The 26,774-nt window shown below is 69.9% G+C and carries 27 protein-coding genes; 11 read left to right on the forward strand and 16 right to left on the reverse strand.

Annotated elements, in window-relative coordinates:
- Window positions 1-246: 246 nt before the first annotated feature.
- Window positions 247-1,098 (forward strand): FAD binding domain-containing protein, encoded by an 852-nt coding sequence (locus E3T19_RS13620; RefSeq protein WP_134409075.1) that lies wholly within the window; start codon window positions 247-249, stop codon window positions 1,096-1,098.
- Window positions 1,095-3,953, forward strand: a complete 2,859-nt coding sequence (locus E3T19_RS13625; RefSeq protein WP_134409076.1) for a molybdopterin-dependent oxidoreductase — start codon at window positions 1,095-1,097, stop codon at window positions 3,951-3,953. Before E3T19_RS13620 ends, E3T19_RS13625 begins: the two co-directional genes overlap by 4 nt.
- A 32-nt stretch (window positions 3,954-3,985) precedes the next feature.
- On the opposite strand, the gene E3T19_RS13630 is transcribed toward E3T19_RS13625, so the two are convergent.
- From E3T19_RS13630 to E3T19_RS13655, 6 genes are all read right to left on the reverse strand, one after another.
- The gene (locus tag E3T19_RS13630) at window positions 3,986-4,447 is read right to left on the reverse strand and encodes a hypothetical protein (RefSeq protein ID WP_088455967.1); all 462 of its coding nucleotides are present in this window, start codon (window positions 4,445-4,447) and stop codon (window positions 3,986-3,988) included.
- A gap of 122 nt (window positions 4,448-4,569) precedes the next feature.
- Entirely contained in the window at window positions 4,570-5,685 is a 1,116-nt protein-coding gene (locus E3T19_RS13635; RefSeq protein ID WP_103461913.1) for an XdhC family protein, read from the reverse strand.
- A gap of 2 nt (window positions 5,686-5,687) precedes the next feature.
- Window positions 5,688-6,563 carry an ABC transporter permease gene (locus tag E3T19_RS13640; protein WP_088455965.1) on the reverse strand — a complete coding sequence of 292 codons (876 nt, stop codon included), beginning with the start codon at window positions 6,561-6,563 and terminating at the stop codon, window positions 5,688-5,690.
- Window positions 6,560-7,363: an ABC transporter permease gene (locus E3T19_RS13645; RefSeq protein WP_134409077.1), complete on the reverse strand. Its 804-nt coding sequence runs from the start codon at window positions 7,361-7,363 to the stop codon at window positions 6,560-6,562. Before E3T19_RS13645 ends, E3T19_RS13640 begins: the two co-directional genes overlap by 4 nt.
- Window positions 7,363-8,196 carry an ABC transporter ATP-binding protein gene (locus E3T19_RS13650; RefSeq protein ID WP_240632439.1) on the reverse strand — a complete coding sequence of 278 codons (834 nt, stop codon included), beginning with the start codon at window positions 8,194-8,196 and terminating at the stop codon, window positions 7,363-7,365. Before E3T19_RS13650 ends, E3T19_RS13645 begins: the two co-directional genes overlap by 1 nt.
- Window positions 8,197-8,302: 106 nt before the next feature.
- On the reverse strand, window positions 8,303-9,391 hold the full coding sequence (locus E3T19_RS13655; RefSeq protein ID WP_088455963.1) for an ABC transporter substrate-binding protein: 1,089 nt from the start codon (window positions 9,389-9,391) through the stop codon (window positions 8,303-8,305).
- Window positions 9,392-9,744: 353 nt separating this feature from the next.
- Between E3T19_RS13655 and add the strand changes: the two genes are divergently transcribed.
- The 4 genes from add to E3T19_RS13675 all read left to right on the forward strand — a co-directional run bounded on the left by add (window position 9,745) and on the right by E3T19_RS13675 (window position 14,699).
- The gene (add, locus tag E3T19_RS13660) at window positions 9,745-10,776 is read left to right on the forward strand and encodes an adenosine deaminase (protein ID WP_134409078.1); all 1,032 of its coding nucleotides are present in this window, start codon (window positions 9,745-9,747) and stop codon (window positions 10,774-10,776) included.
- 165 nt (window positions 10,777-10,941) lie between these two features.
- Window positions 10,942-12,303, forward strand: coding sequence for an allantoinase AllB (allB, locus tag E3T19_RS13665; RefSeq protein WP_134409079.1), 1,362 nt, complete (start codon window positions 10,942-10,944; stop codon window positions 12,301-12,303).
- Between the two features lie 51 nt (window positions 12,304-12,354).
- Window positions 12,355-13,263, forward strand: coding sequence for a factor-independent urate hydroxylase (pucL, locus tag E3T19_RS13670; protein WP_088455960.1), 909 nt, complete (start codon window positions 12,355-12,357; stop codon window positions 13,261-13,263).
- Window positions 13,263-14,699: an amidohydrolase family protein gene (locus E3T19_RS13675; protein ID WP_134409080.1), complete on the forward strand. Its 1,437-nt coding sequence runs from the start codon at window positions 13,263-13,265 to the stop codon at window positions 14,697-14,699. Before pucL ends, E3T19_RS13675 begins: the two co-directional genes overlap by 1 nt.
- Before the next feature lie 104 nt (window positions 14,700-14,803).
- On the opposite strand, the gene E3T19_RS13680 is transcribed toward E3T19_RS13675, so the two are convergent.
- Window positions 14,804-15,319: a DinB family protein gene (locus tag E3T19_RS13680; protein ID WP_088455958.1), complete on the reverse strand. Its 516-nt coding sequence runs from the start codon at window positions 15,317-15,319 to the stop codon at window positions 14,804-14,806.
- A 54-nt stretch (window positions 15,320-15,373) separates the two neighbouring features.
- Between E3T19_RS13680 and E3T19_RS13685 the strand changes: the two genes are divergently transcribed.
- Complete coding sequence (locus E3T19_RS13685; RefSeq protein WP_166788877.1) at window positions 15,374-15,829, forward strand: VOC family protein; 456 nt, start codon at window positions 15,374-15,376, stop codon at window positions 15,827-15,829.
- A gap of 95 nt (window positions 15,830-15,924) precedes the next feature.
- On the forward strand, window positions 15,925-16,650 hold the full coding sequence (locus tag E3T19_RS13690) for an SOS response-associated peptidase (RefSeq protein ID WP_088455957.1): 726 nt from the start codon (window positions 15,925-15,927) through the stop codon (window positions 16,648-16,650).
- On the opposite strand, the gene E3T19_RS13695 is transcribed toward E3T19_RS13690, so the two are convergent.
- Together E3T19_RS13695 and E3T19_RS13700 are read right to left on the reverse strand one after the other, a co-directional pair.
- Window positions 16,647-17,171, reverse strand: a complete 525-nt coding sequence (locus tag E3T19_RS13695; protein ID WP_134409081.1) for a Clp protease N-terminal domain-containing protein — start codon at window positions 17,169-17,171, stop codon at window positions 16,647-16,649. The two genes, E3T19_RS13690 and E3T19_RS13695, sit on opposite strands and share 4 nt — an antisense overlap.
- A gap of 45 nt (window positions 17,172-17,216) precedes the next feature.
- Window positions 17,217-17,435 (reverse strand): sigma-70 family RNA polymerase sigma factor, encoded by a 219-nt coding sequence (locus tag E3T19_RS13700; protein ID WP_088455955.1) that lies wholly within the window; start codon window positions 17,433-17,435, stop codon window positions 17,217-17,219.
- Between the two features lie 145 nt (window positions 17,436-17,580).
- Here E3T19_RS13700 and E3T19_RS13705 point away from each other — a divergent pair, with 145 nt between their 5' ends.
- Window positions 17,581-18,099 (forward strand): hypothetical protein, encoded by a 519-nt coding sequence (locus tag E3T19_RS13705; protein ID WP_121678480.1) that lies wholly within the window; start codon window positions 17,581-17,583, stop codon window positions 18,097-18,099.
- Here the strand turns inward: E3T19_RS13705 and uraH are convergent, their stop codons facing one another.
- Together uraH and uraD are read right to left on the reverse strand one after the other, a co-directional pair.
- Window positions 18,100-18,444: a hydroxyisourate hydrolase gene (gene uraH / locus E3T19_RS13710; RefSeq protein WP_088457957.1), complete on the reverse strand. Its 345-nt coding sequence runs from the start codon at window positions 18,442-18,444 to the stop codon at window positions 18,100-18,102. It lies immediately after the preceding gene.
- Entirely contained in the window at window positions 18,444-18,992 is a 549-nt protein-coding gene (gene uraD / locus E3T19_RS13715; RefSeq protein ID WP_134409082.1) for a 2-oxo-4-hydroxy-4-carboxy-5-ureidoimidazoline decarboxylase, read from the reverse strand. The genes uraH and uraD overlap by 1 nt, the downstream gene beginning before the upstream one ends.
- A 123-nt stretch (window positions 18,993-19,115) precedes the next feature.
- Here uraD and E3T19_RS13720 point away from each other — a divergent pair, with 123 nt between their 5' ends.
- A complete protein-coding gene (locus E3T19_RS13720; RefSeq protein ID WP_134409083.1) occupies window positions 19,116-19,805 on the forward strand; it encodes an NTP transferase domain-containing protein in 690 nt (229 codons plus the stop codon).
- Here E3T19_RS13720 and E3T19_RS13725 read toward each other — a convergent pair.
- The 5 genes from E3T19_RS13725 to E3T19_RS13745 form a co-directional block, all read right to left on the reverse strand.
- Complete coding sequence (locus E3T19_RS13725; protein WP_103431617.1) at window positions 19,759-20,604, reverse strand: MurR/RpiR family transcriptional regulator; 846 nt, start codon at window positions 20,602-20,604, stop codon at window positions 19,759-19,761. The two genes, E3T19_RS13720 and E3T19_RS13725, sit on opposite strands and share 47 nt — an antisense overlap.
- Complete coding sequence (locus E3T19_RS13730) at window positions 20,601-21,884, reverse strand: allantoate amidohydrolase (RefSeq protein ID WP_134409084.1); 1,284 nt, start codon at window positions 21,882-21,884, stop codon at window positions 20,601-20,603. Before E3T19_RS13730 ends, E3T19_RS13725 begins: the two co-directional genes overlap by 4 nt.
- Window positions 21,881-23,071: an alanine--glyoxylate aminotransferase family protein gene (locus E3T19_RS13735; protein ID WP_134409102.1), complete on the reverse strand. Its 1,191-nt coding sequence runs from the start codon at window positions 23,069-23,071 to the stop codon at window positions 21,881-21,883. Before E3T19_RS13735 ends, E3T19_RS13730 begins: the two co-directional genes overlap by 4 nt.
- A 124-nt stretch (window positions 23,072-23,195) precedes the next feature.
- A complete protein-coding gene (locus E3T19_RS13740; RefSeq protein WP_134409085.1) occupies window positions 23,196-24,788 on the reverse strand; it encodes an AtzH-like domain-containing protein in 1,593 nt (530 codons plus the stop codon).
- A complete protein-coding gene (locus E3T19_RS13745; RefSeq protein WP_088455948.1) occupies window positions 24,781-25,878 on the reverse strand; it encodes an acetamidase/formamidase family protein in 1,098 nt (365 codons plus the stop codon). Before E3T19_RS13745 ends, E3T19_RS13740 begins: the two co-directional genes overlap by 8 nt.
- A gap of 136 nt (window positions 25,879-26,014) precedes the next feature.
- Here E3T19_RS13745 and E3T19_RS13750 point away from each other — a divergent pair, with 136 nt between their 5' ends.
- Window positions 26,015-26,731 (forward strand): YoaK family protein, encoded by a 717-nt coding sequence (locus E3T19_RS13750; RefSeq protein WP_341476132.1) that lies wholly within the window; start codon window positions 26,015-26,017, stop codon window positions 26,729-26,731.
- The last annotated feature ends 43 nt before the right edge of the window (window positions 26,732-26,774 follow it).

Raw genomic sequence — 26,774 nt, forward strand, 5'->3', positions numbered from 1 at the left:
CCGCCAACGGTTCCCCCAACGGACAAATAATCCCGGCACACGGGCGCAGAAGTCCGCACGGGCAACAGGTGCACCCAGATCACGCCACAAAACTGGGCATCGGCTGAGGGCGGCCGGGCCGGTTTACACGACCGACACAATGCTGCGCTTGACTAGGGATGTCGGCGCCCGCGAGGGCGCCCCTCGGCGGGCCCACAGGCCCGGCGACACCCGGATGCTGCGCATCCACGACCTTGGGAGGCACGGATGGACCTGACCACCGTTGCGACCATCACGCAGGCCCGCACCCGCGCCGACCTGGCCGCCCTCGGCGAGACCGTGGTGCCGCTGGCCGGCGGCTCCGAACTCTTCGCCGACCCGCGCATCCACCTCACCGGCCTCGTCGACCTGCAGACCATGGGCTGGCCGGCGCTGACCACCGGCGCAGACGGACTCGAGATCGCCGCCACCTGCACCCTCGCCGAACTGTCGCGGATGCCCGCCGAGCCCGGCTGGGTCGCCCACCCCATCTTCCACCTGGCCTGCACGGCCCTGTTCGGCTCCTTCAAGGTCTGGAACATCGCCACCGTCGGCGGCAACCTGTGCACCTCGCTGCCCGCGGGCCCGATGATCTGCCTCACCGCCGCCCTCGACGCCGAGGTCCTGATCTGGCACGCCGACGGCACCGACAGCCGGATGCCGGCCCTCGACTTCGTCACCGGCAACACCACCAACGTGCTCGAACCCGGCGACGTGCTGCGCTCCATCCACGTGCCCGCCGCCACGCTCACTGCCCGCACCGCGTACCGCAAGATCGCCCTGTCCCCCCTCGGCCGCTCCGGCGCCGTGCTCATCGGCCGCCTCGACACCGACGGCCGTTTTGTGCTCACCGTGACCGGCGGCACCGTGCGCCCGGTGCAACTGCGCTACCCCTCTCTGCCCGATTCGGCCGCCTTGGCCGCCGACATCGCAGGTCTGGACGCCTGGTTCACGGATGCGCACGGCGCCGCGGACTGGCGCCGCGCCATGAGCGGACTGCTCGGCGAGGAAATCCGCCAAGAACTGGCCGCGCCGGCAGACCCGCCCAGACCCGGCACCGGCGACGGGAGCCGCGCATGAAGCTGACCGTGAACGGCAACCCGATCGACGCGCCGGCCGCGGCCGGCCAGGCCCTGCGCACCTACCTGCGCCAGCAGGAACACTTCGAGGTCAAGAAGGGCTGCGACACCGGCGACTGCGGCGCCTGCTCGGTGCTCGTGGACGGCACCCCGGTGCACTCCTGCATCTACCCGGCCTACCGCGCCGAGGGTCGCGAGGTCACCACCGCCACCGGCATCGGCGGGCCGGAGACCCTGGCCCCGATCCAGCAGCGCTTCATCGACGCGGCCGGTTTCCAGTGCGGCTTCTGCACGCCGGGCATGATCGTGACGGCGTCGACCATCCAGGAGCACCAGCTCGACGACCTGCCCCGCCTGCTCAAGGGCAACCTGTGCCGGTGCACGGGCTACCGGGCCATCGACGACGCCATCCGCGACCGGCACACCCCGGCCGACGGCGGCTGCGGGCACGACCACGACCACCAACAGACCGCCGCCGGTGCAGCGGATGCGGCAACCCCCGACTCCGCAGCCGGCTCCGCACCGGTCGCCGCCCCGATCTCCGGCCTCGGCCCGGTGCGCCCCACCAAGCCCCGAACCACCGCGCGCACCTCCGCCACCGACGGCCGCGTGGGCGGCTCGCTCCGCGCCCCCGCCGCCGCCAGGGTGGTCAGCGGACAGGAGCCGTACACCCTCGACGTGGCCGTGCCGGGCCTGCTGCACCTCGCCGTGCTGCGGAGCCCGCACGCCCACGCCAGGGTGATCTCCCTCGACGACACCGCCGCCCGCGCCCTGCCCGGGGTGCACGCCGTGCTCAGCGCCGCCGACTCCCCCGCCGCCCTGTACTCCTCGGCCCGGCACGAGAGCCGGCTCGACGACCCCGATGACAGCCTGGTTCTGGACTCCGTGATGCGGCACCGCGGCCAGCGGGTGGCCGCGGTGGTCGCCGATTCCGTGGCCATCGCGGAGCACGCCTGCCGGTTGCTCGAGGTGGACTACGAGTTACTGCCCGCGGTCTTCGACCCCGCCGAAGCGCTGCGCCCCGGCGCCCCGCTGGTGCACGGCGAGAAGGATGCGACGATCAGCCGCCTGGCCGACCCGTCCCGGAACCTCGTCGCCGAGCTGCACGGCGAGTACGGCGATGTGACGGCGGCACTGGCCACTGCGCACACCGTGGTGACCGGAACCTGGCAGACCCAGCGGGTCGCCCACACCCAGCTGGAGACCCACGCCACCATCGGCTGGCTGGAGGACGAACGGCTCGTGCTGCGTACCAGCTCCCAGGTACCGTTCCTGGTGCAGAAGGAGATCAGCCGCATCTTCGACCTCGATCTCGAGGCCGTGCGGGTGTTCACCGCCCGCGTCGGCGGCGGCTTCGGCGGCAAGCAGGAGATCCTCACCGAGGACATCGTGACCCTCGCGGTGCTGAAGACCGGGCGGCCCGTGCAGTACGAGTTCACCCGCACCGACGAACTCGCCGCCTCGCCCACTCGGCACCCGATGCGGGTAGGCGTCACCCTGGCTGCCACGGGCGACGGCCGGCTCACCGCCCTGACGGTCGACGTGCTCTCCGACACCGGCTCATACGGCAACCACGCCCCCGGCGTCATGTTCCACGGCACCAGCGAGTCCGTGGCGCTGTACAACGTGCCCAACAAACGGGTGGATGCTCAGGCCGTGTACACGAACAATCCGCCGTCGGGCGCGTTCCGCGGTTACGGGCTGGGCCAGGTCATCTACGGGATCGAGTGCGCCCTCGACGAACTCGCCGTCGAGCTGGGCCTGAACCCGTTCGACATCCGCCGGATCAACTCGGTGCGCCCCGGCGACCCTCTTGTGGTGACCCATCAGGAGGGCGACGACATCGGCTTCGCCAGCTATGGCCTGGACCAGTGCCTCGACCTGGCCCAGGCGGCCCTGACTCGCGGCAATGGGGTGACCGCCCCGACCGGCGCCACCTGGCGGGTGGGCGAGGGCATGGCGTCGGCGATGATCGCGACGACCCCGCCGCGCGGCCACTTCTCGCAGGCGACCATCACCCTGGACCAGAATGGACGCTACCTGGTGCGGGTGGGCACCGCCGAGTTCGGCAACGGCACCACGACGGTGCACACCCAGATCGCGGCGACGGTGCTGAACACCGGCCCGGATCGCATCGAGATCCGCCAGTCCGACACCGACGCCGCCGGCTACGACACCGGCGCCTTCGGGTCGGCCGGGGTAGTGGTGGCCGGCAAGGCCGTGCACGGCGCGGCGCTCGAGCTGGCCGGTCTGCTGCGCGAGAAAGCGGCCCGACTCACCGGCATTGCGGCCGGGGACTTCGTCCTGGCGGCCGACGGACTGCGGGCCGGCGACGTGTTCGTGCCGCTGGCCGCGCTTTCCGGCCCGGACGGCCTCACCGGAACAGGCCGGGAGGACGGCGCCCGCCGTTCGCTGGCATTCAACGTGCACGCGTTCCGGGTGGCCGTGAACACCGCCACCGGCGAGGTGCGCATGTTGCAGTCCATCCAGACCGCGGATGCCGGCTTCGTGATGAATCCCGAACAGTGCCGCGGCCAGATCGAGGGCGGGGTGGCGCAGGCCATCGGTACCGCGCTGTACGAGGAACTCATCCTCGACGGCGCCGGCACCGTTGAAACCAGGGTGCTGCGCAACTATCACATACCGCAGCTGGCGGACCTGCCGGTGACCGAGGTGTACTTCGCGGACACCGCCGACGACCTGGGGCCGTACGGCGCCAAGTCGATGAGCGAGTCGCCGTACAACCCGGTGGCGCCGGCGCTGGCCAACGCGGTGCGCGATGCTCTCGGCATCCGCTCGTACGAACTGCCGATGTCGCGCGACCGCCTGTGGCGCCTGATGAACAGGGGCGCCTGACAGGCGGTCGCACGTGGCTCACAGCGCCAGGGCTAGGAGCTGATCGGCTTCATTTCCTTGCCGTGCATGGTCACCGCGTAGATCACCAAAACGTCGATGGCGATCATGGTGAGCGACCAGAGCGGGTAGGCGCCGAGGAAGGCGATGTTCACCAGGGCGCTTCCGAACGCCAGGATGACGGCGACGACTCGTGCCCACATCTGCCCCGCGAGCAGGGCGACGCCGGCCAGGATCACCACAGCACCCAGGATCGTGTGCACCCAGCCCCAGGTCGTGTAGTCGACCTGCACCACCAGTCCTTCCTGGCCGACGAGGTAATAGGTGTCCTGGAACAGTGCGACCAGGCCCTGGATGACGTGGAACGCGCCCATCATCAACATCATGACGCCTGCGAAGACTATCCAGCCGGTCCAGCCCGACGTACCGCTGTCGGTTGTGTAGTTGTTGGTTTCCGCCCCGGTCGTGCTGCCCGGTGCCTGCCGTGTGCTGGTCATGGTGACTCCTCCATTCAAGGGATTCGGTGAGCACGCTAATGCGCGGGCGCGCCCGATTCGTCCCCCGAATGGGGTGAGGGCTGAAGGAAAATCCCGGTCAGCCCGGAGGGGAATCGGTCGCGTCAGACCGAGGGGTGAATCGGGCCCTGCCGGTCCCGCAGGGGGGCGCCGGATGCCCCGGAGCGGGTGGCGAGAACCTCGGCGAGGATCGACACCGCCGTCTCCGCCGGGCTGCTCGCGCCGAGGTCCAGGCCGATCGGCGAGTGCAGCCTGTCGAGGGCGGCGGCGGACACGCCCGCCTCTCGTAGGCGCAGCATCCGTCTTTCGTGGGTGCGCCGGGACCCCATGGCGCCCACGTAGCCGACGTCCAGGCTCAGGGCCGTGCTGAGCAGCGGCAGGTCGAACTTCTCGTCGTGGGTGAGCACGCACACCACGGTGCGGGCGTCGGTGTGGGTGCGGGCGAGGTAGTCGCTCGGCCACTCGACCACCACCTCCGCAGCGGTCGGGAAACGTTCCGGGGTGGCGAACACGGCGCGGGCATCGCAGACGGTGACCCGATAGCCCAGCAGGGTCGCGGCGGCCGACAGAGCGCCGGCGAAGTCCACGGCGCCGAAGATCAGGCAGCGCGGCGGGGCCTGGGCCACGAGGTAGAGCACCCGGCTGATCGCCCCGTCGCAGTCCACCGAGCCCAGGCTGGTCTCGCCGGCGTTGACAGCGGCGGCCAGCTGCGCCCGGATGCGGCGTACCGAGTCGGCGTCGAGGCCGGCGGACTCCCCGCGGTCGGTTGCGCGGTCGGTTGCGCCGTCCGGTGCCAGGATCAGGCCGGCCCCCGTTCCCGCGACGACCAGGGCGAGCCCGGCGGCCTGGCCGGCCGCGGCTCGCTCCAGCTGGGCGCGCACCTCCGCGGTCATGGCGTTGCGCCCGGCCGGGGCGATCTCGGCGAGGAACACTTCGACGGTGCCGCCGCAGGACAGCCCTACGGCGAACGCGTCGTCATCGCTCACCCCGAATTCGGTGAGGTGCCCGCGGCCGGTCTCGAGCACCTCCTGGGCACTGTCGTAGATCGCACCCTCGACGCAGCCGCCGGAGATGCTGCCGAGTACCGCACCGGAGTCGGTGACGGCCATGGCCGTGCCGAGGGTGCGCGGCGCGCTGCCGAGCACCCGGGTCACCGTCGCCACGGCCACCCGGCGACCGTCCGCGAGGGCGTCCAGGAGTGCACCGGCGATTTCGAGCACGGTCAGTTGCTCGCGCTCTGGTCCATGCCCATCCGTCGCAGCACCAGGTTCTCGGCGAACTGCGCCACACCGTAGAGCACCATCGAGACGATGGTGATGACCACGACGGACGACCACACCTCGAAGTTCTTCACCTGCGAGACCGCGACGACGATGCCGTAGCCCAGGCCCTGGCCGGTGGCGAGCCACTCGGCCAGCAGGGCGCCGGTGATGGCGCCGGGGATGGAGATCTTGACGGCGGCGAAGAACGACGGCAGCGAGCTGGGCAGCGCCACCTTGCGGAGCGCGGTGAACGGGGTGCCGCCGTAGACGGCTATGACGTCGCTGACCTGAGGGGACGCCGACCGCAGGCCGAAGGCGATGTTCACCAGGGCCGGGAAGAGCACCACGATGGCACCGGTCACCACGGCGATGCTCGGTCCGCGGCCGGTGATGAGGATCAGCACCGGGACGAAGGCCACCAGCGGCACGCTGCGCAGCAGCAGGGCGATGGGCATCAGCGCGTGCTCGATGCCCTTCGACAAGGTGAACAGGGTGGCCAGCACCAGGGCGAGCAGCAGCCCGGCGACGAAACCGAGGAACGCGTCGGTGAGGGTGACACCGAGGTTGGTGAGGATCAGCGCCCGGTTCTCGGCGGCATCCGGCACCGTGAAGAGCCAGTTGAACACATCCAGCGGTCCCTTGGCGATGAACGGCGAGATCCCCAGCAGCAGGATCAGGCCCTGCCAGGCGACGAGGACGATCACGAGCGTCAGCAGGCCCGTCGCCAGGGCCCGGCCGATGTAGGCGCCGATGCCGCGCGCCTGCGCCCCGCTGCTCTTGGTGAGGACAGCGGCCTGAACGACGATGGCCTCGGCAACATGGGTTTGCGCGCTCATGAGCTGCTCCGTCCGGTGGTCCAGGGGGTGGCGAAACGGGAGATCAGCGCGAAGAGCAGGTAGCCGATGCCGGCCAGCAGTCCCGCGACGAGGGCGAGGCTCCAGACCCGTTCCACGTTCGCGGAGTTGCCGGCGGCGAGCATGGCCAGGCCGAGGCCCCGCTCGGCGCCGCCGAGGTATTCCCCGAGGATGGCGCCGAGCAGCGCGGCCGGAGCCGCGATCTGCAGGGCGTTCAGCACGCTGGGCAGCCCGGCGATCAGCCTGACCTTCCGCAGCTGGGTGAACTTGGTGCCGCCGTACACGGTGACGAGGTCGAGACTGGCCGTGTCGGCGGCCTTGAGCCCCACCAACGAGCCGACCACCGTGGTGAAGAACACCGACATGGCGGCCAGGAAGATCGCGGTGCCGGACGGGTCGCCGCGCGGCGGGCCGATCACGGTATACGCGATCGGGCCGATCGCCACGATCGGCACGCAGTAGGTGATCACGGCGATCTGCAGCGCGATCTTCTCGATGCGCGGCAGCACCAGGACCAGTCCGGCCAGCAGCAGCGCCAGGCCGTTGCCCCAGAGGAACCCGATCGCCGCTTCGCTGAGGGTCATGGTGATGTGCGGCAGGTAGAAGCCGATGCCGTCGCCGGCGAACTGGCGGAATACCTCGGCCGGGGTGGGGATGGCACCGCCGGGCACCGAGCCGGCGTTCTGGAAGATGGTGAGCGCGCTGATCCACCACAGGGCCACCACGACGATCACGCCGAGAAGCCCGGTGGCCCAACCGGGCAGGCCGCGGCTGACCGGCATCAGTGCGCCCCGGCGGCGGCCGGGGTGTCGGCGCCGAAGAGCAGTTCGGACGCCCGGTCGTGCAGGGCGTGGAATTCGGGGCTGCGCATCATCTCGGGCAGGCGCGGGCGGGGCAGGTCGATCTCGATGACTTCCTTGACGCGGCCGGGCCGCGGACTCATCACGGCCACTTGGTCGCTGAGGAAGATCGCCTCGGAGATCCCGTGGGTGACCATCAAGGTCGTCGCGGGCTTCTCGGTCCAGATGCGCAGCAGCTCGATGTTGAGGCGCTGCCGGGTCATGTCGTCGAGGGCACCGAACGGTTCGTCGAGCAGCAGCACCGACGGCTTGAGCACGAGGGAACGGGCGATCGAGACGCGCTGGCGCATCCCGCCGGACAGCTGGGCCGGCTTGGCCTTCTCGAATCCGGCAAGGCCGACGAGCTGGATGAGTTCGGTGACGTAGTCCTCGTCGACGGGCATCCTGGCGACCTCGAACGGAAGCTTGATGTTGCTGCGCACACTCCGCCAGGGCAGCAGGGCGGAGTCTTGGAAGGCGATGCCGAGTTCGTGGCCGCTGCGGAGTTCCGCGGGGCTCTTGCCGTCCACCCGGGTGGTGCCGCTGGTCGGGTTCTCCAGGCCGGCGAGGATCCGCAGGATCGTGGATTTGCCGCAGCCGGAGGGGCCGAGCAGCGAAAGGAAACTGCCCTTGTCGGTGTGCAGGTTCGCGTTGTCGAGCGCGACAACCTCCCTGCGACCGACCGAGAAGGTCTTGTGCAGCGCTTCAATGTGTAGGCCGGTACCGTGCAGGCCGGTTCCCGAAGCGATGGGTGGAGCGGTGTCGATCGTGCTCACGTCGTACTTTCCTTACTGGGCGTCGTCGGATGCCGGTAGTTCAGTATCGCCGACGGCACCCGCCTCGGTGAGACGGGTGCCGCGACGAGAGTTGTGCTGCGGGTGGCTACTTGCTGTAGGCGATGAGGTCGGGGTTCTCCTCGTACACCTCGGCCAGCAGGCTCATGTCGAACAGGGTGGCGGTGTCGATGTCGATACCGGCGGCCTTGAGCGTGGCGACAGACTCCTTCTGCAGCGCGTCGCTGATGGTGAACAGCCCGTTGGCCGCGGTGTCGGGGCTGACGACGAGGTCGGTGGCCTGGATCTCCGCCTGGCGGGTCTCCTTCTCCATGGTCAGTCCGAGGTCCTTGCCGTAGGTGTCGACGGTGAGCTTCGCGGCGGCAGCGGGATCGTTGATCGCGTCGGCCCAGCCCTTGATCTCGGCGACCAGCAGTGCCTTGAGCATCTCGCGGTCGTTGGCGATCGCATCCTCGGAGGCGGTGAACGTCTCGGCGACGAACGGCAGGCCGTTGTCGGCCAGCGGCAGGTTCACGGGGTCGAGACCGGCCAGCTCGGCGTCGATCGACTCGTTGGTGAGGTACGCGAACCATCCGTCGACCTCGCCGTTGAAGAGCGGGGTCGGGTCGTACTCGACCGGGACGACGGTGATCGTGGACGGGTCGATCTCATTGACCTTGAGGAAGGCGTCCCACAGGCTCTGGTTGCTGGCCTGGACGCCGATGGTCTTGCCCGCAAGGTCGTCGAGGGTGGCGATGTTGCCCACGCCGGCGAGCGAGAGGATGGTGAACGGGTTCTTCTGGTACGTCGCCCCGATGATCTTCAGCGGTGCGCCCTCCTCGGCGATGACGGTGCCCGTGGAGATGGCGTTGCCGACGCCGAGATCGACGTTGCCGGAGATGACGCCGGCCTCGGCCGACGCCGGGCCGGGGATCAGGTCGACGGAGTCGAAGCCCGCTTCGGCGAAGTAACCGGCATCCTCGGCCACGAACTCGCCCATGAACTCGGCGTTCTTGATCCAGGACAGCTGGATGCTCGCCTCGCCGAACGAGGCTGCGTCGCCGGAGCCCGACTCGGCGGAGCCGGCGTCGCCGGCGCAGGAGGACAGCAGCAGGGTGAGTGCGGCGGCCACGGCGACGCCGGTGCCGACGCGCTTGGCCGAGCGACGGGTGAACGGGGAAACTGGGGCTTGCGTCATGACGCGGTCCTCTCGATGGTGCTCGGGGATTGCCGTGGAACTCAACGGCGTGCTGGGGCGGAATGCCTGAATGCTGAAATGGAATGTGCTGCGGTGCGGCTGTGATCGCGGTGCTGGGGTGCTGCTGGTGTGACTGCGTTGCTGGGGTGATCAAGGTGTTTCAACGCAGCGCATCCGCTGCAACAGATGTTCGGATCACTCGAACACTAATTGCTGCGTGTGACGCCGCGAAGACCGAATCATTTCCGGCTCATTACGTCCGAAAAGTCGTGCTGGAACACTGGATTCCTCCCCGAGCGGTCCCGGAACCCTGGCGTGATAGCGTCACGGAGTTCACCCAGAAAGGAACCCCAATGTCTTCCGCTATCGTACCGAGCATCGCGTTCGTCGCCGGCCTGCCCAAGGCCGAACTGCACCTGCACCTCGAGGGCACCCTCGAACCCGAGCTCAAACTCGAGCTGGCCCGACGCAACGGCGTGGACATCGGCCAGAGCACGGTGGAGCAGGTGCGCGCCACCTATGAGTTCGACTCGCTCGCGAGCTTCCTCGGCGTCTACTACCCCGCGATGGACGTGCTCGTCACCGAGGCCGACTTCTACGACCTCGCCGCCGCGTATTTCCGCCGCGCCGCCGCCGACGGGGTGCGGCGGGTGGAGGCGTTCTTCGACCCGCAGGCGCACACCTCGCGGGGCATCCCCATCGAAACCGTCATCCTCGGCTACCACAGGGCCGCCGTGGATGCCGCCGGTCTGGGCGTCTCCGCGGAGCTGATCCTCTGCTTCCTGCGCGACTTCACCGCCGAGAGCGCGCTGGAGACCCTGCAGTCCGCACTCCCCTATCTGGACAGGTTCATCGGTGTCGGCCTCGACTCTGACGAGCGTGGTAACCCGCCGGCGAAGTTCGCCGAGGTCTTCGCGCTGGCCAGGGCGAACGGCCTCAAGCTCACCATGCACTGCGACATCGACCAGGTCGGCAGCATCGAGAACATCCGCCAGGTACTCGAGGAGATCCAGGTGGACCGCATCGACCACGGCACCAATATCGTCGAGAACCCGGAACTGGTCACCCTGGTGCGGGAGCGCGGCCTGGGGCTCACTTGCTGTCCGGTGTCGAACAGCTTCGTCACGGCAGACATGAAGGCCGTCGAAATGGTGGCCCTGCTCCACTTCGGTGTCCTGGTCACCGTCAACTCCGACGATCCCGCCTACTTCGGCGCCTACGTGGCCGACAACTACCTGGCGCTGGCCGAGAAGGCCGGGCTCGACACCGACGAGCTGGTGCAGTTGGCCAAGAACTCCTTCCAGGCCTCCTGGCTGCCCGACGCCGAGAAGCAGGCCTACCTGGCGGAAATCGACGCGTACGTCGCAGGGTACCCGGCTGCCTGACCTGCTGGGCACCGTCGGTGTTTCATCACCGGGAATGTCGTGTGTCCGACAGGTTTCGGAACCCCGGAACGAGGCCGGAACGACTTCACTAGGGTGAGCGGTGAGCCACCGAACGGGGCCGCTGGAGTCGTTTCGGACCGGCACAGAAACCGAGAAGGAGAACCGATGTACGACCTGGTCATCCGCTCGGCTCGTGTGCTCACCGAGCAGGGTTTCATCCCGGCGGCCGTCGCGATCGCGGGCGGCGTCATCCGTGCGATCGCGCCGGTGGATGCGCCCTTGGCGGCCCGGCAGGACGTCACCCTCCCGGTCGGCCAGGTGCTGCAGCCGGGCATCGTGGACACCCACGTGCACGTCAACGAACCCGGCCGCACCGACTGGGAGGGCTTCGCGAGTGCCACCCGCGCGGCCGCGGCCGGCGGTGTGACCACGATCATCGACATGCCGCTGAACAGCATCCCGCCCACCACGACGGTGCCGGCTCTCGAGCTCAAGCGCGCCGCGGCCGCGCCCCAAGCCACGGTCGATGTGGGCTTCTGGGGCGGTGCGATTCCGGGCACCCTCGGTTCGCTTCGGCCGCTGCACGACGCGGGGGTCTTCGGCTTCAAGGCCTTCCTCTCCCCCTCCGGCGTCGACGAGTTCCCGCACCTCTCCTCGGAGCAACTCGAGGCCGCTGCGACCGAGATCGCCGGATTCGGCGGACTGCTCGTGGTGCACGCCGAAGACCCGTCCGTGCTCGAAAGCGCCGAGAACGCCGGCGGCACCGGCTACCGGGACTTCGTCGCCAGCCGACCGGATGCGGCCGAGGACGCCGCGATCGCCCGGGTGATCGCCGTCGTGCGACGCACCGGCGTGCGCGCCCACATCCTGCACCTGTCTTCCGCACTGGTGTTGCCCAGACTGGCCGCGGCCCGCGCCGAGGGCCTGCCGATCACGGTGGAGACCTGCCCGCACTACCTCAGCTTCGCCGCCGAGAGCATCGCCGACGGCGCAACGGCGTTCAAGTGCTGCCCGCCGATCCGCGGCGAAGACAACCGTGACCTGCTCTGGCAGGGCCTGGCCGACGGTGTCATCGATCTCATAGCCTCCGATCACTCCCCCGCCACCCGGGAACTCAAGCTCGGCCACGGCGGTGACTTCGGCCTGGCCTGGGGTGGTATTTCCGGCCTGCAGCTGAGCCTGCCCGCCGTGTGGACGGCCGCCAGGGCTCGCGGGCTCACGCTCGAGCAGGTGCTGCACTGGATGAGCCGTGCCACGGCCGACTTCGTGGGCCTGCCGGCCGGGCGGATCCGTGTCGGTGCGGCCGCCGATCTGGTGGCTTTCGCGCCCGAGGAGGTCTTCACCGTGGACGTCGATACCCTGCGGCACAAAAACCGGGTGAGCGCCTTCGACGGCGCCACCCTGATCGGCCGGGTGCACACCACCTGGCTGGCCGGAAACGTGATCTACGCGGTCGACGACACCGCATTCGATGGATCCGACGCATCCGCCCGGCCACCAGCCGGCCGCATGCTGACCGCCCGCTGACCCGAACTTTTTCCCGAACACCGCATCATGTACGAACCAGAAGGAGCACCCATGTCGATAGTTCTCGGACCCAACCGCTACGGCAAGGCGGAGAACCGCATCGTGCGCATCTACCGCGACACGCCCCGCCACGAGATCCACGACATCAGCGTCTCCACTGCCCTGCACGGCGACTTCGCCGACGCACACCTCGCCGGTGATCAGCTGCAGGTGCTGCCCACCGACACCCAGAAGCAGACCGCGTACTCCTTCGCCAAGGAGAAGGGCTTGCTCTCGATCGAGAGCTACGGCCTCGATCTGGCCACCCATTTCGTCGATCACATCACGTCGGTGGCAGGCGCCAGGGTGGAGATCGAGGAGTTCGCCTGGGAACGCGTTGTCGTGGACGGCACCGAGCACGACCACACCTGGGTGCGGCGCGGCCAGGAGGTGCGCACCGCGTCGATCTCGGTGGAGGGCACCGGCACCGATCAGCGGGTCTGGGTGGTCGGCGGGCTGAAAGATCTGATCCTGCTCAAGTCCACCGGCTCGGAGTTCTCCGGCTTCATGCAGGACCCGTACACGCTGCTGCAGCCCACCACCGACAGGGTGATGGCCACCTCCCTCACAGCCGGCTGGCGCTTCACCGACCACACCGTGGTGGACTGGGAGGCGAGCTACGCCGGTATCTCCGCGCTGCTGAAGACCCAGTTCGCCGTGGTGCATTCCCTGGCCCTGCAGCAGACCCTCTACAAGATGGGCGAGGCCGTGCTCGCGGCCTACCCGAACATCGCCGAGATCCGGCTCTCCGCGCCCAACAAGCACCATTTCCTCTATGACCTGTCACCATTCGGTGTGGAGAACAACAACGAGGTCTATCACGCCGCCGACCGCCCGTACGGGCTGATCCAGGCCACCGTGATGCACGATGACGCCGCGGATGCCGGGCCCGCCTGGGATTCCTACACCGGGTTGGTCTGATGAGCCTGGCCGCAGGTTCGGTGGGGCCGTCGTTGGAGCAGGTCTACCTCGGCCACGTCTTCCACGTGGCCGGCTCCCCCACCCTCGCCGAAGCGCCGGCGCACCTGGTGTCGTTGCCGCAGGGCGCACTGGTCACCGCCGTCGACGGCACCATCGCCTGGGTCGGCCGTGCCGTCGACCTGCCGTCGAGCTTCGCAGCGCTGCCGGTCACCGACACCCGCGGCGGCTTCATCCTGCCCGGCTTCGTCGATACCCACATCCACTTTCCGCAGACCTACTCCACGGATGCCTATGGCGGCGGCCAGCTACTCGAGTGGCTCGACAACTGCGTCTTCCCGGCCGAGACCCGGCTGCAGGACGACGACTTCGCGGCGGCGATCGCCCGCGACTTCACCCGCCGGCGCACCGCGGCAGGCACCACGAGCGCCCTGGTGTTCGGGTCGGCCTTTCCGCACGCCCAGGACGCACTGTTCGCCGAGTCCGAACGGGCGGGGCTGCGGCTGGTCAGCGGGCGCGGCATCCAGACCGTCGGCCCCGACTCGGCCAGCGCCCTGATCACCTCGGAACGCCAGGCGGTCGACCTGGTCAGCGACGAGATCTCCCGCTGGCACGCCCGCGACACCGGTGATTCCCACACGGCGCTGCTGCAGGTGGCCGTCGTACCCAGGTTCAGCCTGTCGGTGACGCCGCAGACCCTCGCGGCGCTCGGCGAGCTCTACGACGGCGTGCGCGATCGGGGCGTCTACTTCCACAGCCACCTCAACGAGAACAACCGCCCGGAGACCGGCGAGATCGACGTGGTCAAGGCGATCTACCAGGTCGAGAACTACCTGGACACCTACGACGGCAGGTTCCTGCCGGGTTCGGCCGTCGGCGGGTCGAGCCTGCTCGGCCGACGCAGCATCCTGGCACACGCCGTGCACTGCGAGGACGTCGAGCTGGCCCGCCTGGCCGAGACCGGTTCGTCAATCGCACACTGCCCCACCTCGCAGCAGTTCCTCGGCTCCGGCACCATGCCGTGGACCCGCACCACCGGCTTCGGCGTGAACGTGGCGCTGGGTTCCGACATCGGCGCGGGCGACGAGTGGCTGATGAGCCGGGTGCTGAACGACTGTTTCAAGGTGCACCTGTCCGAACCCGGCGATGCCGGCCTGTCGATCAGCCCCGCCGAGCTGCTCTTCACCGCCACCCTGGCCGGTGCCCGTGCCCTGGACATGGAGGAGCGCTACGGCAACCTCGACGTGGGCAAGGATGCCGACTTCCTGCTCGTCGAGCCCGACAAGTGGGAGCCGCTCGCGGCGGTGCTGGCCAACGGCATCCGGGCCGACGACGAGGCGATGGCCACCGACCAGACCCTCTTCGCCCTGCTGATGGCGCTTCGCCAGCCGGCCATCACCGGCGTCTTCGTGCGAGGCCGCCGCGTCACGGCCGCCTAGCCCGGCCCGGCCCGCCCACACCGCCGTCCGGTCCCGGCCCAACTGTTGCCCGTGCGGACAAGTGCGTCCGGCGCACCGGGACCATTTGTCCGATGCGGCAACAGTTACTCGCCGACGGTCCCATCGACGGCCTCGCGGATCAGGTCGGCATGGCCGCAATGCCGGGCCGTCTCCTCGATCAAGTGAAGCAGGATCCAGCGCAGGCTCCACAGTTCGCCGTCCCGGCCCGGGGACGCGACGAGCTCGTCGAGGCCCCGGCCGGCCGTGGCCCGTCGGCTGCGTTCGCAGGCCGACCGGTACAGCCCGCGCAGCTCGTCCGGGTCATCGCCCGCGGCGCTCGTGAACTCCCAATCGCGGTCGTCGTGCCACGGCGCGCTACCCCAGGGCTCGAGCTCGTCGTCGGAGCGGCCGAGGAACCGGGACTGGATCCAGCGGTCCTCCACGAAGGCGAGGTGTTTGAGCAAGCCGCCCAGCGTGAGAGTGGATGGTGCCACGGCGAGGTTGAGGCCCGCGCGGTCCAGTCCCTCGGCTTTGATCAGCAGCGTCTCTCGCTGGAAGTCGAGGAACTCGTTGAGCGAACGGTGTTCGTCGCTGGCGGGGTGCGGGTCGGTGCGTGTCATGACCTCAGCCTCCCACAGCACCTTCCGGCGCGGCCCAGCGCCATACTGGAACGCATGACAGCAGCCGATGCCGCACTACCCCCGACACCGGAACCGGTGTTCTTCCCGGATCTCGTGCCCGAACTCCTGGTTGGCGATCTTACGGTCAGCCTGAGCTTCTGGGTCGAACTGTGTGGCTTCGAGGTGCTCTACGACCGGCCAGACGACGGATTCGCGTACCTGCGGGCCGGCACCGCGCACCTGATGCTCGAACAGGTCGGCATCGGACGCAACTGGATCCCCGCCGCCCTGGAGCGTCCGCTGGGGCGCGGCATCAATTTCCAGATCATGATGCCGAACATCGCTCCCCTGCTGGAGCGCCTCGCGGCGGCCGACTGGCCGCTCTTCATGGCCGCCGAGACCAGGTGGTACGACACCGGCGACACCCAGGCCGGCGTGGCGCAGTTCCTGGTGCAGGACCCGGACGGCTACCTCGTGCGGTTCTCGTCGCGGGTGAGCGCCGAGGGCTGACTCTGCAGCTGAACCTGACGTCGGCGCCCGCCGTGGTCTCCCCGATTCGCAGCATCCGCGTGACTCGGTCGCCCGCACGGGGTAATCTCGCCCTCATGTGCGGCAGATTTGCAATGAACGAGGACGTCGACGATCTGATCCGGGACTTCGTCGCGGCCGGCGGCCGTGCCGGGGACTGGCGGCCCAGCTACAGCATCGCGCCGACCGACTCGGCCCCCATCGTGCGCGAGTGGCAGCCGGAGGGCGCCGACGCCCCCACCCGGGAGGTCACCCTGGCCACCTGGGACTGGCCGCAACCGGCGGGGGCGCCGCGCCGCGGCCCGATCATCAACGCCCGGCTGGAGAAGCTTGACCAGCGGTTCTGGGTAGGCGCCTTCTCCAACGCCCGCTGCATAGTTCCCATGCTCGGCTATTACGAGTGGACCGGAGAGAAGGGCGCGAAACAGCCGCACTTCATCCACGGCGACGGTCTGCTCGCGGCGGCCGGGGTCAGCTGGGCATCCAAGGATGCCGACGGTGACTGGTCGCGCGTCTTCGCCGTGGTCACCAGGGAGGCCAGGGACGCCTCCGGTGAGGTCCATGACCGGATGCCGGCCTTCCTCGAACCCGACACCTGGGCGACCTGGTTGAACCCGCAGTCGATCACCGGGGCGAACCCCACCGAGTCGGCGGCGAACCGCTCGACCATGATCGACCTGCTGGATCGCACGTCCACCGCGGTGGCGGCCACCATACGCACCCGGTTGGTGGACCGCAGGGTCAACAGTGTGCGGGCCATCGACCCGCAGGACGCGACGCTGGTGGCGGCGCTCGAAACCTAACCGGCGGCGCCAGTGACGGCCTGCCGGGCGGCCTGCTGCAGCTCAGTCCGGTCGACCCCCAGCTGGCGCAGGGCCCGGCTCATCGTGCCGTGCTCGACCTCGGCGGCCGCCCACACCACGTGAGCCGACCGGAGTTCGTGACCACGGCCCGCGCCCTCCTTCGACAGGGCCACGGCCCGCTGGAAGACATCCTGCAGACTGCCGGCGCTGCGGTACGGGCCCGTGCGCGCGGGCGACGGCGCTGCGTGTTGCGACGGCTCCGGTGGTTCTGCCTCCGCGTCGACTCCCACGGACTGGAGGGCCAGCGCGTGCGTCTGGACGATGGCGGTCCGCACATCCGCCGTCGTCACGTCGAAGGTGGCGAACGCGCGTCGGGCAGAGTCGTCCGGCAATGCCAGCACGGCCAGCAGCAGATGCTCAGCCCCCGGCACCTGGTCGCCCAGTGCGGCGGCTTCCTGTTCCGCCGTCGTGAACAGCTCATTCATCATGCGGATGTCTGCGATCGCCTGTCGAATTCCCATGTCAGAAGTCCTTCGTTGTCGGTGGTGCGCGTCGTCGTTGCGGTACTAGTCCAGGGGTGCGCGGCGCTGCGGCGAGAGCCGCTTGTGCGCCGCCTGGGCGGTCATGCCGAGAGCCTGGCCGATCTGGTTCCAGGTCCAGCCCTGTTCGAGGGCGTGATCCACCGCGGACCGCTCCAGCCGAGCCGACAGCCGACGCAAGGCGACTACGGCCGCGAAGGCTTCGTCCGGATGGTCCGGGGTGGGAATTCCGCTGGTCTCGAACATGCGTCAACTTTAGTTGATGCTCAGCGCAAGTGTCAACAAAAGTTGATGACCCAGCGGGTGTCGCCGTCGGATTAGACCACTAGGTTGGGCAGCGCCCCCAGTGATCTCGCTGCTGACCTGCCTCTGCATACACAGATTGGACACCATGCCCGCGAACCTGTCCGCACGCAGCATCCTCTGGATCGGCATCGGCCTGATCACGGCCAGCGTCCTCGTCCAGGTCGGCAGGGACCTCGCCTACCGCCTCGTCGCCACCGACTCGCTCCAGGCCGTGGCGAACAGCTGGTGGTTCGGCTCGTTCGACGTCGTGTTCCTGCTGGTGGCACCCCTGGGTACATTGATGATTGCGGCGTTTTTCGTCGCCCGGTTGATCGAGCGGGTCCCGACGGTGCCCGCGCAGCCGGCCCGCCGCATCACCGCCGCCGGGGTGTTCTGGGCCGGGATCGTCTTCACGCTGGTCGGCCTGCTCGTGGTCGCCTCGCTGGACGGCTGGATGGGCACACTGGCCGCACAGGGACGCCCCAGCATCGCCCTGGATGCGCTCTATTTCGTGGTCAGTCCACTGCGGAACATCGTGATTCCACTCGGCCTCGCCCTGCTCCCGGCCTCCGTATTGATGAAAAAGCTCGAGGTTCGCAGCCGGACGGCTCAGCGACCCCTCTAGTCAGCTACCCCGATAGGTCGAGTACGCGAACGGGCTGAGCAGCAGCGGCACGTGATAGTGCGCCGACTCGTCGTCCAATTCGAAGACGATGGTGACGTAGGGGTAAAACGTGCTCTGGCCCCGAGCCGAAAAATAGCTGCCGGTCTCGAAAGTGATGCGGTACCGACCCGCGGACACAGCCTCTGGCCCGAGGTCGGCAACCCGGCCGTCGGCATCCGTCTGCGCCGTGGCGAGTTCGCGCCAACCCCCGTCGAGGTATTGCTCCAGGACCACGCCCACGGATGCCGCTGGGCTGCCGGACACCGCGTCGAGCACGTGGGTGGTGATGTGGCTGCGCGCGCTCATCACCGGGCATCCCGCGGGGCTGCTGAGTCGGTGGCTTCGGTTTTCTGCACCGAGTCATCCTGCCACTGACGGGCGAGAACCCCTAACCGGAGCAGGGCGATGTCGCGCAGCTCTGAGCCCACGATTGCCGCCTCGGTGTTGTCGTCCAGGGTGAGCCGGCGCCGTAGCTCGGCGAGGATTTCCCGGCGGCTGCGGCCGGCGGCGCGGATGAGGAACACCCTGTCGAAACGCTCCTCGTAGATCCGGTTGCCGTCGGCGATGGCCGCCGCGAGCTCGGCGTCGTCGGAGTCGACCGACGCCTGTTCTGCCCGGGAGAACCCCGCTGCCTGCGAGTCGCCCGCGGGCTTCTCGCCGATCCGCGGATGCTCCGCCATGGCCTCGTCGATCTCGCTCCAGGGCAGCGGTGTTGCGGCCGCCCTGGCCGCTTCGATGAGGTCTGCGGCCGAGGAGAACGGCGCCCGGACGGCCACCGCGTCGGCCCAGCGCGGAACGGCCAGGCAGGCCAGGAGGGCGGCGCGCAGCTCGTCGCCGACAGGAATCGTGGTCATGGGGTCCTCCGGGTGACGAAAATCGGGCTGACGAGGGGTGGAATGACGAGGGTCGGGGCGGTGAGCGGCGAGCGGGGCACAAGACGACGTGCAGCCCGGGCCGCTGCCCGTACGATGACAGGCATGCACTCCGCAGAGACTCCTCGGGTGGCCGGACTGGTCCTGGCCGCCGGCGCGGGCAGCCGGTATGGCAAACCCAAGTCGCTGGTCGTCGACGCCTCCGGCGAGCCTTGGCTGGTGCGAGCCGCCCTGGCCCTGGAGGCCGGCGGCTGCGACCCCGTTGTTGTGGTGCTCGGAGCGAGCGGGACCCAGGCCGAAGGCCTGCTGCGCTCGGCCGCGGCCCGATTCGAAAGGCCGCACCGGCTGACGGTGGTGCACGCAGAGGACTGGGCAGCGGGACTGTCGGCATCCCTAGATGCCGGCCTGGCGCGGCTGCAGCAGAGAGAGAACGACATCGTCACCGCGGTAGCCCTGGTTCTGGTGGACGTGCCCGACCTCACTGCCGCCACCGTGCGCCGGCTGATCGACGGAGCAATCCCGCAGACCCTCCGGCAGGCGCACTTCGGCGGCCGGCCAGGGCATCCGGTGGTGATCGGTCGCGAGCATTGGGCGCCGCTGCGAGCGAGCCTGACCGGCGACAGCGGTGCACGACAGTACCTGGTGGCACGAGACGCGACCGCGGTGGCCTGCGACGACCTGGGCACGGGCCTGGACGTCGACGAGCCGGGCACGCGGCAGTCCGCGCCACACCCGGAACCGGGCGCGCTCACCAGGGTGCTTCGAGCTCGTCGAGGTCCTCGTACACGCTGGTGATGGCCGCGATCCGGGTGCGGCTCTCCCGCACCTGCGCGCCCATCGCGCCGGTGGCGAGCAGGTTCATCAGGCTCATGGCCGTGGCGTAGCTGTCAAAGGCCGACACCGAATCCACCGGGCATTCGAGCCAGTGGGTGGCCTGGTCGGAGTACTTGCGAGCAGAGGAGTCGGCGATGAGCACCAGCGGGACCTCGCGGCTCCGGATGGCCGCAACGATGTCCCCGAAGCCGGAGACCCGCCGGCGGAAGCCCATCAGTACCACCACGTCACGCGGGCCGAGGCCGGCCAGCTCTTCGCCGAGCGACTGGCCGGGCAGCGGCGCGAGGCGCACGTGGTCACGGGCCTGCACCAGCTGCTGGCGCAGGTGCAGCGCCAGCGGGTAGCTGTTGCGCAGCCCCACGATCACGACGTTCTGGGCCGACCGTACCAGCCGGGCCGCGGCATCCAGCCGGCCGTCCTCCAGGGTGACCAGCAGACGGCGCAGGTTGTCCTGTTCGGCTTCGGCGTGCGCGGCGAGCCGCGAAGGGGTGCCGGCGGATGCGCCGGGGCCGCCGAGCGGTGAGCCCAGGTTGCGCAGTGACCTGGCGTGCTCGCGCACCTCGGCCGAGTCCTGGAAACCGAGCCGGCGGAACAGCCTGGACACCGTGGCCTTGGACACGCCGCTGAGCCGGGCCAGCTCGGACGCGTTATAGACGGCGAGGTCGCTCATGTGGTCGAGGATGAAGTCGGCGGCGCGCTGCTCCTGCGGGGAGAGCTCGCCGTAGCGGCCGTCGATGCGTTGCCCGATATTCAGCGTCATGCCGGGTCCTGCAGCGTGTGACCGTCGGCCAGGGCGAGCACGGCGGCCTCGAAGGCATCCAGCGCCCTGGCGACGTCGGGCTCGGTGACCGACTCGTCGGGGTGGTGGCTCACTCCCCCGGCGCAGCGCACGAAGAGCATGCCGATCTCGGTGATGTGCGCCACGGCCATCGCGTCGTGTCCAGCCATCGAGAGCAGCTCCAGAGGCGTCGACCCGTCGTCAGAGCCATCCGCGGCACGGATGCCCGCGGCGATGACGCCGCGCAACCGGTCGCTGCAGTGCGCCGCCGGTGCCGCGTGCGTCTGGTGCACGGCGACGTGCAGTCCACGCGTGCTGCAGATCTCCTCGAGCAGGGCCTCGATCCGCTGCCAGGCCGCGTCGCGGTCCGCATCGAAGCGGCCACGCAGGTCGAGGCTGAATTCGGCCCGGCCGGCGATCACGTTGACGGCGTCGGGGAACACCTCGAGGTGCCCGACGGTGGCGATCAGGTCGGCATCGCGGGCGAGCCGTTCGATGGCCACGATGGCCTCGCTGGCCCCGGCGAGGGCGTCGCGGCGGTGCGTCCACGGGGTACCGGAGTGTCCGGCCTTGCCGGTGATGGTGATCTGAAAGCGCCGCGCGCCGGCAATCGACGAGACGATGCCCAGCGGCAGGTCGTTCTCCTCGAGCACCGGGCCCTGTTCGATGTGGGTCTCGAGGTAGCCGACGAAGTCGTTGGAGGTGCGGGCGGCGGCGGTGACGGCGGCCGGGTCGAGGCCGAAGGCCACGAACGCGTCGTGCAGGGTGATTCCCACCTCGTCGGTGAGCTCCCACCAGGCATCCAGCCAGGTGCCGGCCAGCGCCCGGCTGCCCAGCAGCGCGGTGCCGAACCGGGTGCCCTCCTCGTCGCCGAATGCCACGACCTCGAGGGCGAACGGCAGGCTGCGGCCGTCGGCGTTGATGCGCTCGACCACGGCGATGGCGGTGAGCACCCCGAGGATGCCGTCGTACCGGCCGGCCGAGGGCACCGTGTCCAGGTGCGAGCCGAGCAGGAGCGCGGGCAGGCCGGGGGTGGCTCCCTCGAGCCGGCCGCACTGGTTGCCCGCGGCGTCCTGCCAGGTGGCCATGCCGGCGTCCCGCATCCAGCCGGCGGCGAGAGCGTTCACCGCAGCGTGCTCCGGCGACAGGTAGACCCGTTCGATCAGGCCGTCGGACAGGCTGGAGTGGCTGGCGAGTTCGTCGCAGCGTTCGAGCACGGCGGCGGCGCCGGTGAGTGGTTTCGACGGATCAGGCGTCGTCATGCGCCCGCGGCATCCTGATAGACCTCGTAGGCGGCGCCGACGCCGCCCCCGCCGGTCACGCTCGCGCCGGCGCGACGCAGCACCTGCTCGAGGGCGGCCAGGGTGGTCAGCACGGTGTCCTTGCGGGCGTTGTAGCCCATGGTGCCGATGCGCCAGACCAAGCCGCGCAGCGGCCCGAACGAGGTGCCGATCTCGATGCCGAAGTCGTTCAGCAGCTCCCCGCGCACGGCGTCGCCGGTGACACCGTCGGGGATGTGCACGGCCACGACGTTGTTCATCCGGTGTTCCAGGTCGCCGAAGACGTTCAAGCCCAGGCCCTGCACGCCGGCCAGCATCGCCGCGCCGTGCAGCCGGTGCCGTTCCACGGCCGTGTCCATACCTTCGTCAACGAGCAGCCGGGCGCATTCGCGGGCCCCGTAGAGCATGGTGGTGGCCTCGGTGTGGTGGTTCAGGCGCTTGGGTCCCCAGTAGTCGAAGATCATCGACAGGTCGAAGTAATTGGAGCGGATCGGGTTGGCGTTCACGGCGTCGCCAGCCTCGCGGATGCCCGCTTCGATGCTCTTGCGGGCATTGATCACCTCGACGGCCCGCGGGGAGAAGGTGGCCGGTGCCGAGCCGGAGGGGCCGCCCAGGCACTTCTGCAGGCCGGCGGTCACGGCGTCCAGCCCCCAGGCATCCGCCTGGAAGGTGTTGCCGGCCAGCGACGCGGTCACGTCGGTGTAGAACAGCACGCCGTGCCTGGCGCAGATATCGCCGAGCTCGTCGAGCGGCTGGGCCACGGTGGTGGAGGTGTCGCCGTGCACGATCGCCAGCAGCGCCGGCTTGGTCTCGCGGATGGCCTGCTCGATCTGGGCGGGGGTGAACACGGTGCCCCACTCGATCTCCCGCACGTGCACCTCGGCGCCGGCGCGCTCGGCGATCTCGCGCAACAGGTGGCCGAACCGGCCGAAGATGGGCACCAGCACCCGGTCACCGGGGCTGATCAGCGAAACCAACGCCGCCTCTATCCCGGCGCGGGAGGTGCCGTCGATGAGCAGGGTGTGCTCATTCGTGGTCTTGAAGACGCCGCGGTAGAGCGCCATGGTCTCGTTCATGTACGCCGTCATGGACGGGTCGTACTGGCCGACGAGCTGGGCGGACATGGCACGCAGCACCCGGGGGTCGGCGTTCACCGGGCCGGGGCCCATCAGCAGGCGGGACGGCGGATTGATCGGCAGACTGGAAATGACTGTTTCACCCTTCGGCAATTCTGAATCATCTGTTTCAGATTCCCAGTCTACGCAACAGGTGTTTCAGTCGTGTTTCGAGTGATTACCTCCCGGCGGCCAGCTTCGCCCCGATGTCGATGAGGGCGAGGTCGGTGTGCCGCGGTCCCACCAGGCAGAGCCCCACCGGTTTGCCTCGCGACTCGAACAGCGGCACGGACAGCGCCGGGTAGCCGCCGATCCCGGCCGGGCTGGTCAGGGTGAGCGTGGCTGTGCGGGTCGCATCGATCGCGGCCGGGTTCGCGTGCCGCGACGGGGCGGTCGACGATGCCGAGGGCAGCAGCAGGATGCGTCCGTCCAGCACAGCGTCCAACCGCTCGCGGGCGGCGGCCAGCGCGATGCGAGCCTCGGCCTCGGCGGCCGGGTCGGTGCGGGACGCGATCTCGAACCGGCCCGCGACGGCGGCACCGAGGGTGCCGGGGTGAGCGGTGACCCAGTCCCCGTTGGATTTCCACGCCTCGGCCATCTGAATCGCGCGGAAGATGCGCAGCGCCTCGGCGAGGTCGCCGACATCGACGAGGTCGGGTGCGGGCAGCAGCCCGGCCCGGGTGAGCCTGTCGAGTCCGGCCACGAATACGTCTTGCACGTCGTCGTCGCAGGCGAAGACCAGCGCGCTCGACACGGCGAAACGGGTGGGGGCATCCGCCTGGGCAGCGCTGGTCTGTTGCGAGGGGTCGAGCGAGGCGGCAGCGGCGGCCCGCAGCACACCCGGTGTGCGGGTGAGCCAGCCGACGGTGTCGAACGAGGGCGCCAGCGGCAGCAGACCGGCCCTGTCGACGGCGCCGTGCGTGCTGCGCAGTCCCCAGAGGCCCTGGTACGAGGCGGGCACCCGGATAGACCCCGCCGTGTCGGTGGCCAGGCCGATGCTGGCCTGACCCAGCGCCACGGCGGCGGCCGGTCCGCTCGACGAGCCACCGGGCAGCCCGCCGGGCACCCGCACGTTCGGCGGGGTGCCGTAGTGCTCGTTGTCGCCGGCGATGCTGTACGCGAACTCGTCGGTCTGGGCGATACCGCGCACGCTCGCGCCGGCGCCCAGCAGCGCGGCGACGGCAGCAGCCGTCTCGGTGGCGGGAGAGGCCTCGCGCAGGTAGGCGGGGTTTCCGGCGCCGACGGTGAAGCCAATGATGTCGTAGAGGTCCTTCACGGCGATGGTCTCGCCGGCCAGAGTACCCGAGGCGGCCGCGGCCATCAGCGGGTTGCCCACCAGACGCCACACCGTGGGATTGATCGCGGCCGGCGGCCCGGCCACCTGGGCCACCTCCACCTGCCAATCCCCCGCCGCCGAAAGCGACCAGAGCTGGGTGAGAAGGCCGGCGCCGCCGGCATCCGGGGCGTTCACCGACACGATCACGGCGTGCCGCGGGTCGATCACGCGTACGTGCAGCGACCGGATGCCCCTGGCCACCGTTCCGCTGCGGGCGCTGCGGGCGCCGCGGAAGCCGCTGATCGCGTCGTGGCCCACCAGCAGACCTGCGGCGTCGCCGCGCAAGGTGTTCTCGCCGGGCGCGAACCAGGCGTCGAGCGCCGCGAGGTCGTTGGTGGCCAGCGCGTCCTCATAGCCGGCGAAGGCGGTCAGGAGCCCATCGGGCAGCGCGCCCGTGACCGACGTGGGTGTCGGGACAACCAGCGGCTCAGGCATTGAAGTCCGCCACCCGGATGCGGGCGTGCACGCCGGCGACGAGGTCGACCACCTGGGAGATGTTGAAGTCGGTAGCGGCGCTCAGGTAGGCGTAGGCGAGGGTGCGGTCCATGCCGTACCGGGCGGCGAGCAGGTCGATGGCGGCGCGCACGCACTTGCGCACGGCCTCGTCGAGGTCGGCGTCCAGGCCGGTCGGTACCAGGAATTCGCCGGTCTCGGCGAGAGGTCCGACCAGTTCGCCGAAGCCCGCGATAGCGTCGGCCTGGCTCACCACGTCGAAGCGGATGGTCACCCGTAGGGACGCCTCCATGGCCGTGAGCGCCACCTCGCCGTCGCCCTGCGCGAAGTGCGGGTCGCCCACGTAGGCCAGCGCGCCGTCCACCTGCACCGGCAGGTAGAGGGCCGAGCCCACCGTGAGCAGGTTGATGTCGATGTTGCCGCCGTGCGCACCGGGCGGCACCGAGTGCGGGCGGGTGTCACCGGCGACGGCGACGCCCATGATGCCCAGGAACGGCCGGAGCGGAAAGTGCACGCTCCGCGCCCCGCCCGGCACCAGCGGCAGGGTGCCGACCTGGCCGGTCTCGGTGTCCGCCAGCGCGGCGAACACGCTCACATTGCCCTCGCCGAGCGGGTACTCGCCGGGCAGGGCGCCGCGGCCGTGCCGGTTGGAGATCACGCCGTACGGCACCCGCGGGGTGGCCTCGAGCACGGTCATCTTGAGCAGGTCGCCCGGCCGGGCGCCGCGCACGTGGATCGGGCCGGTGACCAGGTGTGGTCCGTCCACGCCGGGGTCCCGGGTCGTGTTCGAGGCGGCCAGCAGCACGGCGTCGTCGAGCACCGCGGCGCGGTCGACACCGTGGCCGGCGAAAAAGGCCGCCGGGTCGCGGCCCTGGTCTTCGAGCACGCCCTCGTGGCTGATCGTGTCGATGGTGACCTCGGTGCCGGCATCGATCACGAGCACCGGCGCATCCGTGGCACAGGGCAGCCGGCCCCAGAGCACGGTGGCCGGGGTGGCGGCCAGGTACTGCGCGGCGCGGATGGGCCCGGTGCCGGGCTGCAGGATGTCGAATGGCGTGACGTCGAATGGCATGGATGCGCCTTTTCCGTTGTGGGTCGGGAGCCGGCTCGACGCCGGCCGGCGCATCCCCGTTGGTCGAGAGTAGCGCCAGTTTTGCGGCCGGGACGACCAGCCACTACCGTGACAATTCCGAGCCGATAGGACACCCGTGCCCTCCACCCCCGTCATCCACCGTCTGCGCAGCAAGCCCGACCACCTGCACCTCGGCCTGATGCTGGCCCTCACGTTCTCCACCGGGGTGGCGGATGCGGTGGGTTACCTCGGCCTGGACAAGGTGTTCACCGGCAACATGACCGGCAACGTCGTCATCCTGGGCATGGCCATCGCCGGCGCCGACGACCTGCCCGTGGTGGGCCCGTTGATCGCGCTGTTCACCTTCATGGTCGGTGCCGCGATCGGCGGCCGGGTGCTGCGCCACGTCAAGGTCGGCTGGACCACCGAGTCGACGGTGCTGTTCGGCGCGGTCGGCGTGGTGATGGCCGCGCTGTCGATCGTCCTGTTCGTGGTGGACGGCACTCCCCCGGCCCCGTTCGACCTGATCGTGACCGGGCTGTTGGCGGCCGTGATGGGTCTGCAGGCAGCGGTGGCCCGGCACATCGCCGTGAAGGATGTCACCACGGTCGTCGTCACCTCCACCATTACCGGCTTCGCCGCCGATTCCCGTTTCGGCGGCGCCAAGAACCAGCCCTGGTTCCGCCGCTTCGCCGCGATCGTGCTGATCCTGGCCGGAGCCGGCGTCGGCGCCCTGCTGCTCATGGTGCACATCGGCTGGGGCATCGCCCTCACAGCCGTGATCACCCTCGTGGTGACCGCCATCGGCCATGCCGCGGGCCGCCCGCACCACGCCCCCGTGCCCCAGGCCTGATCCCCTGGCCCGCGGTCAGCACTGGGCTGAACGGAATCGCGGC

The organism is Cryobacterium sp. TMT4-31, assembly GCF_004403385.1.
Lineage (GTDB): Bacteria > Actinomycetota > Actinomycetes > Actinomycetales > Microbacteriaceae > Cryobacterium > Cryobacterium zongtaii.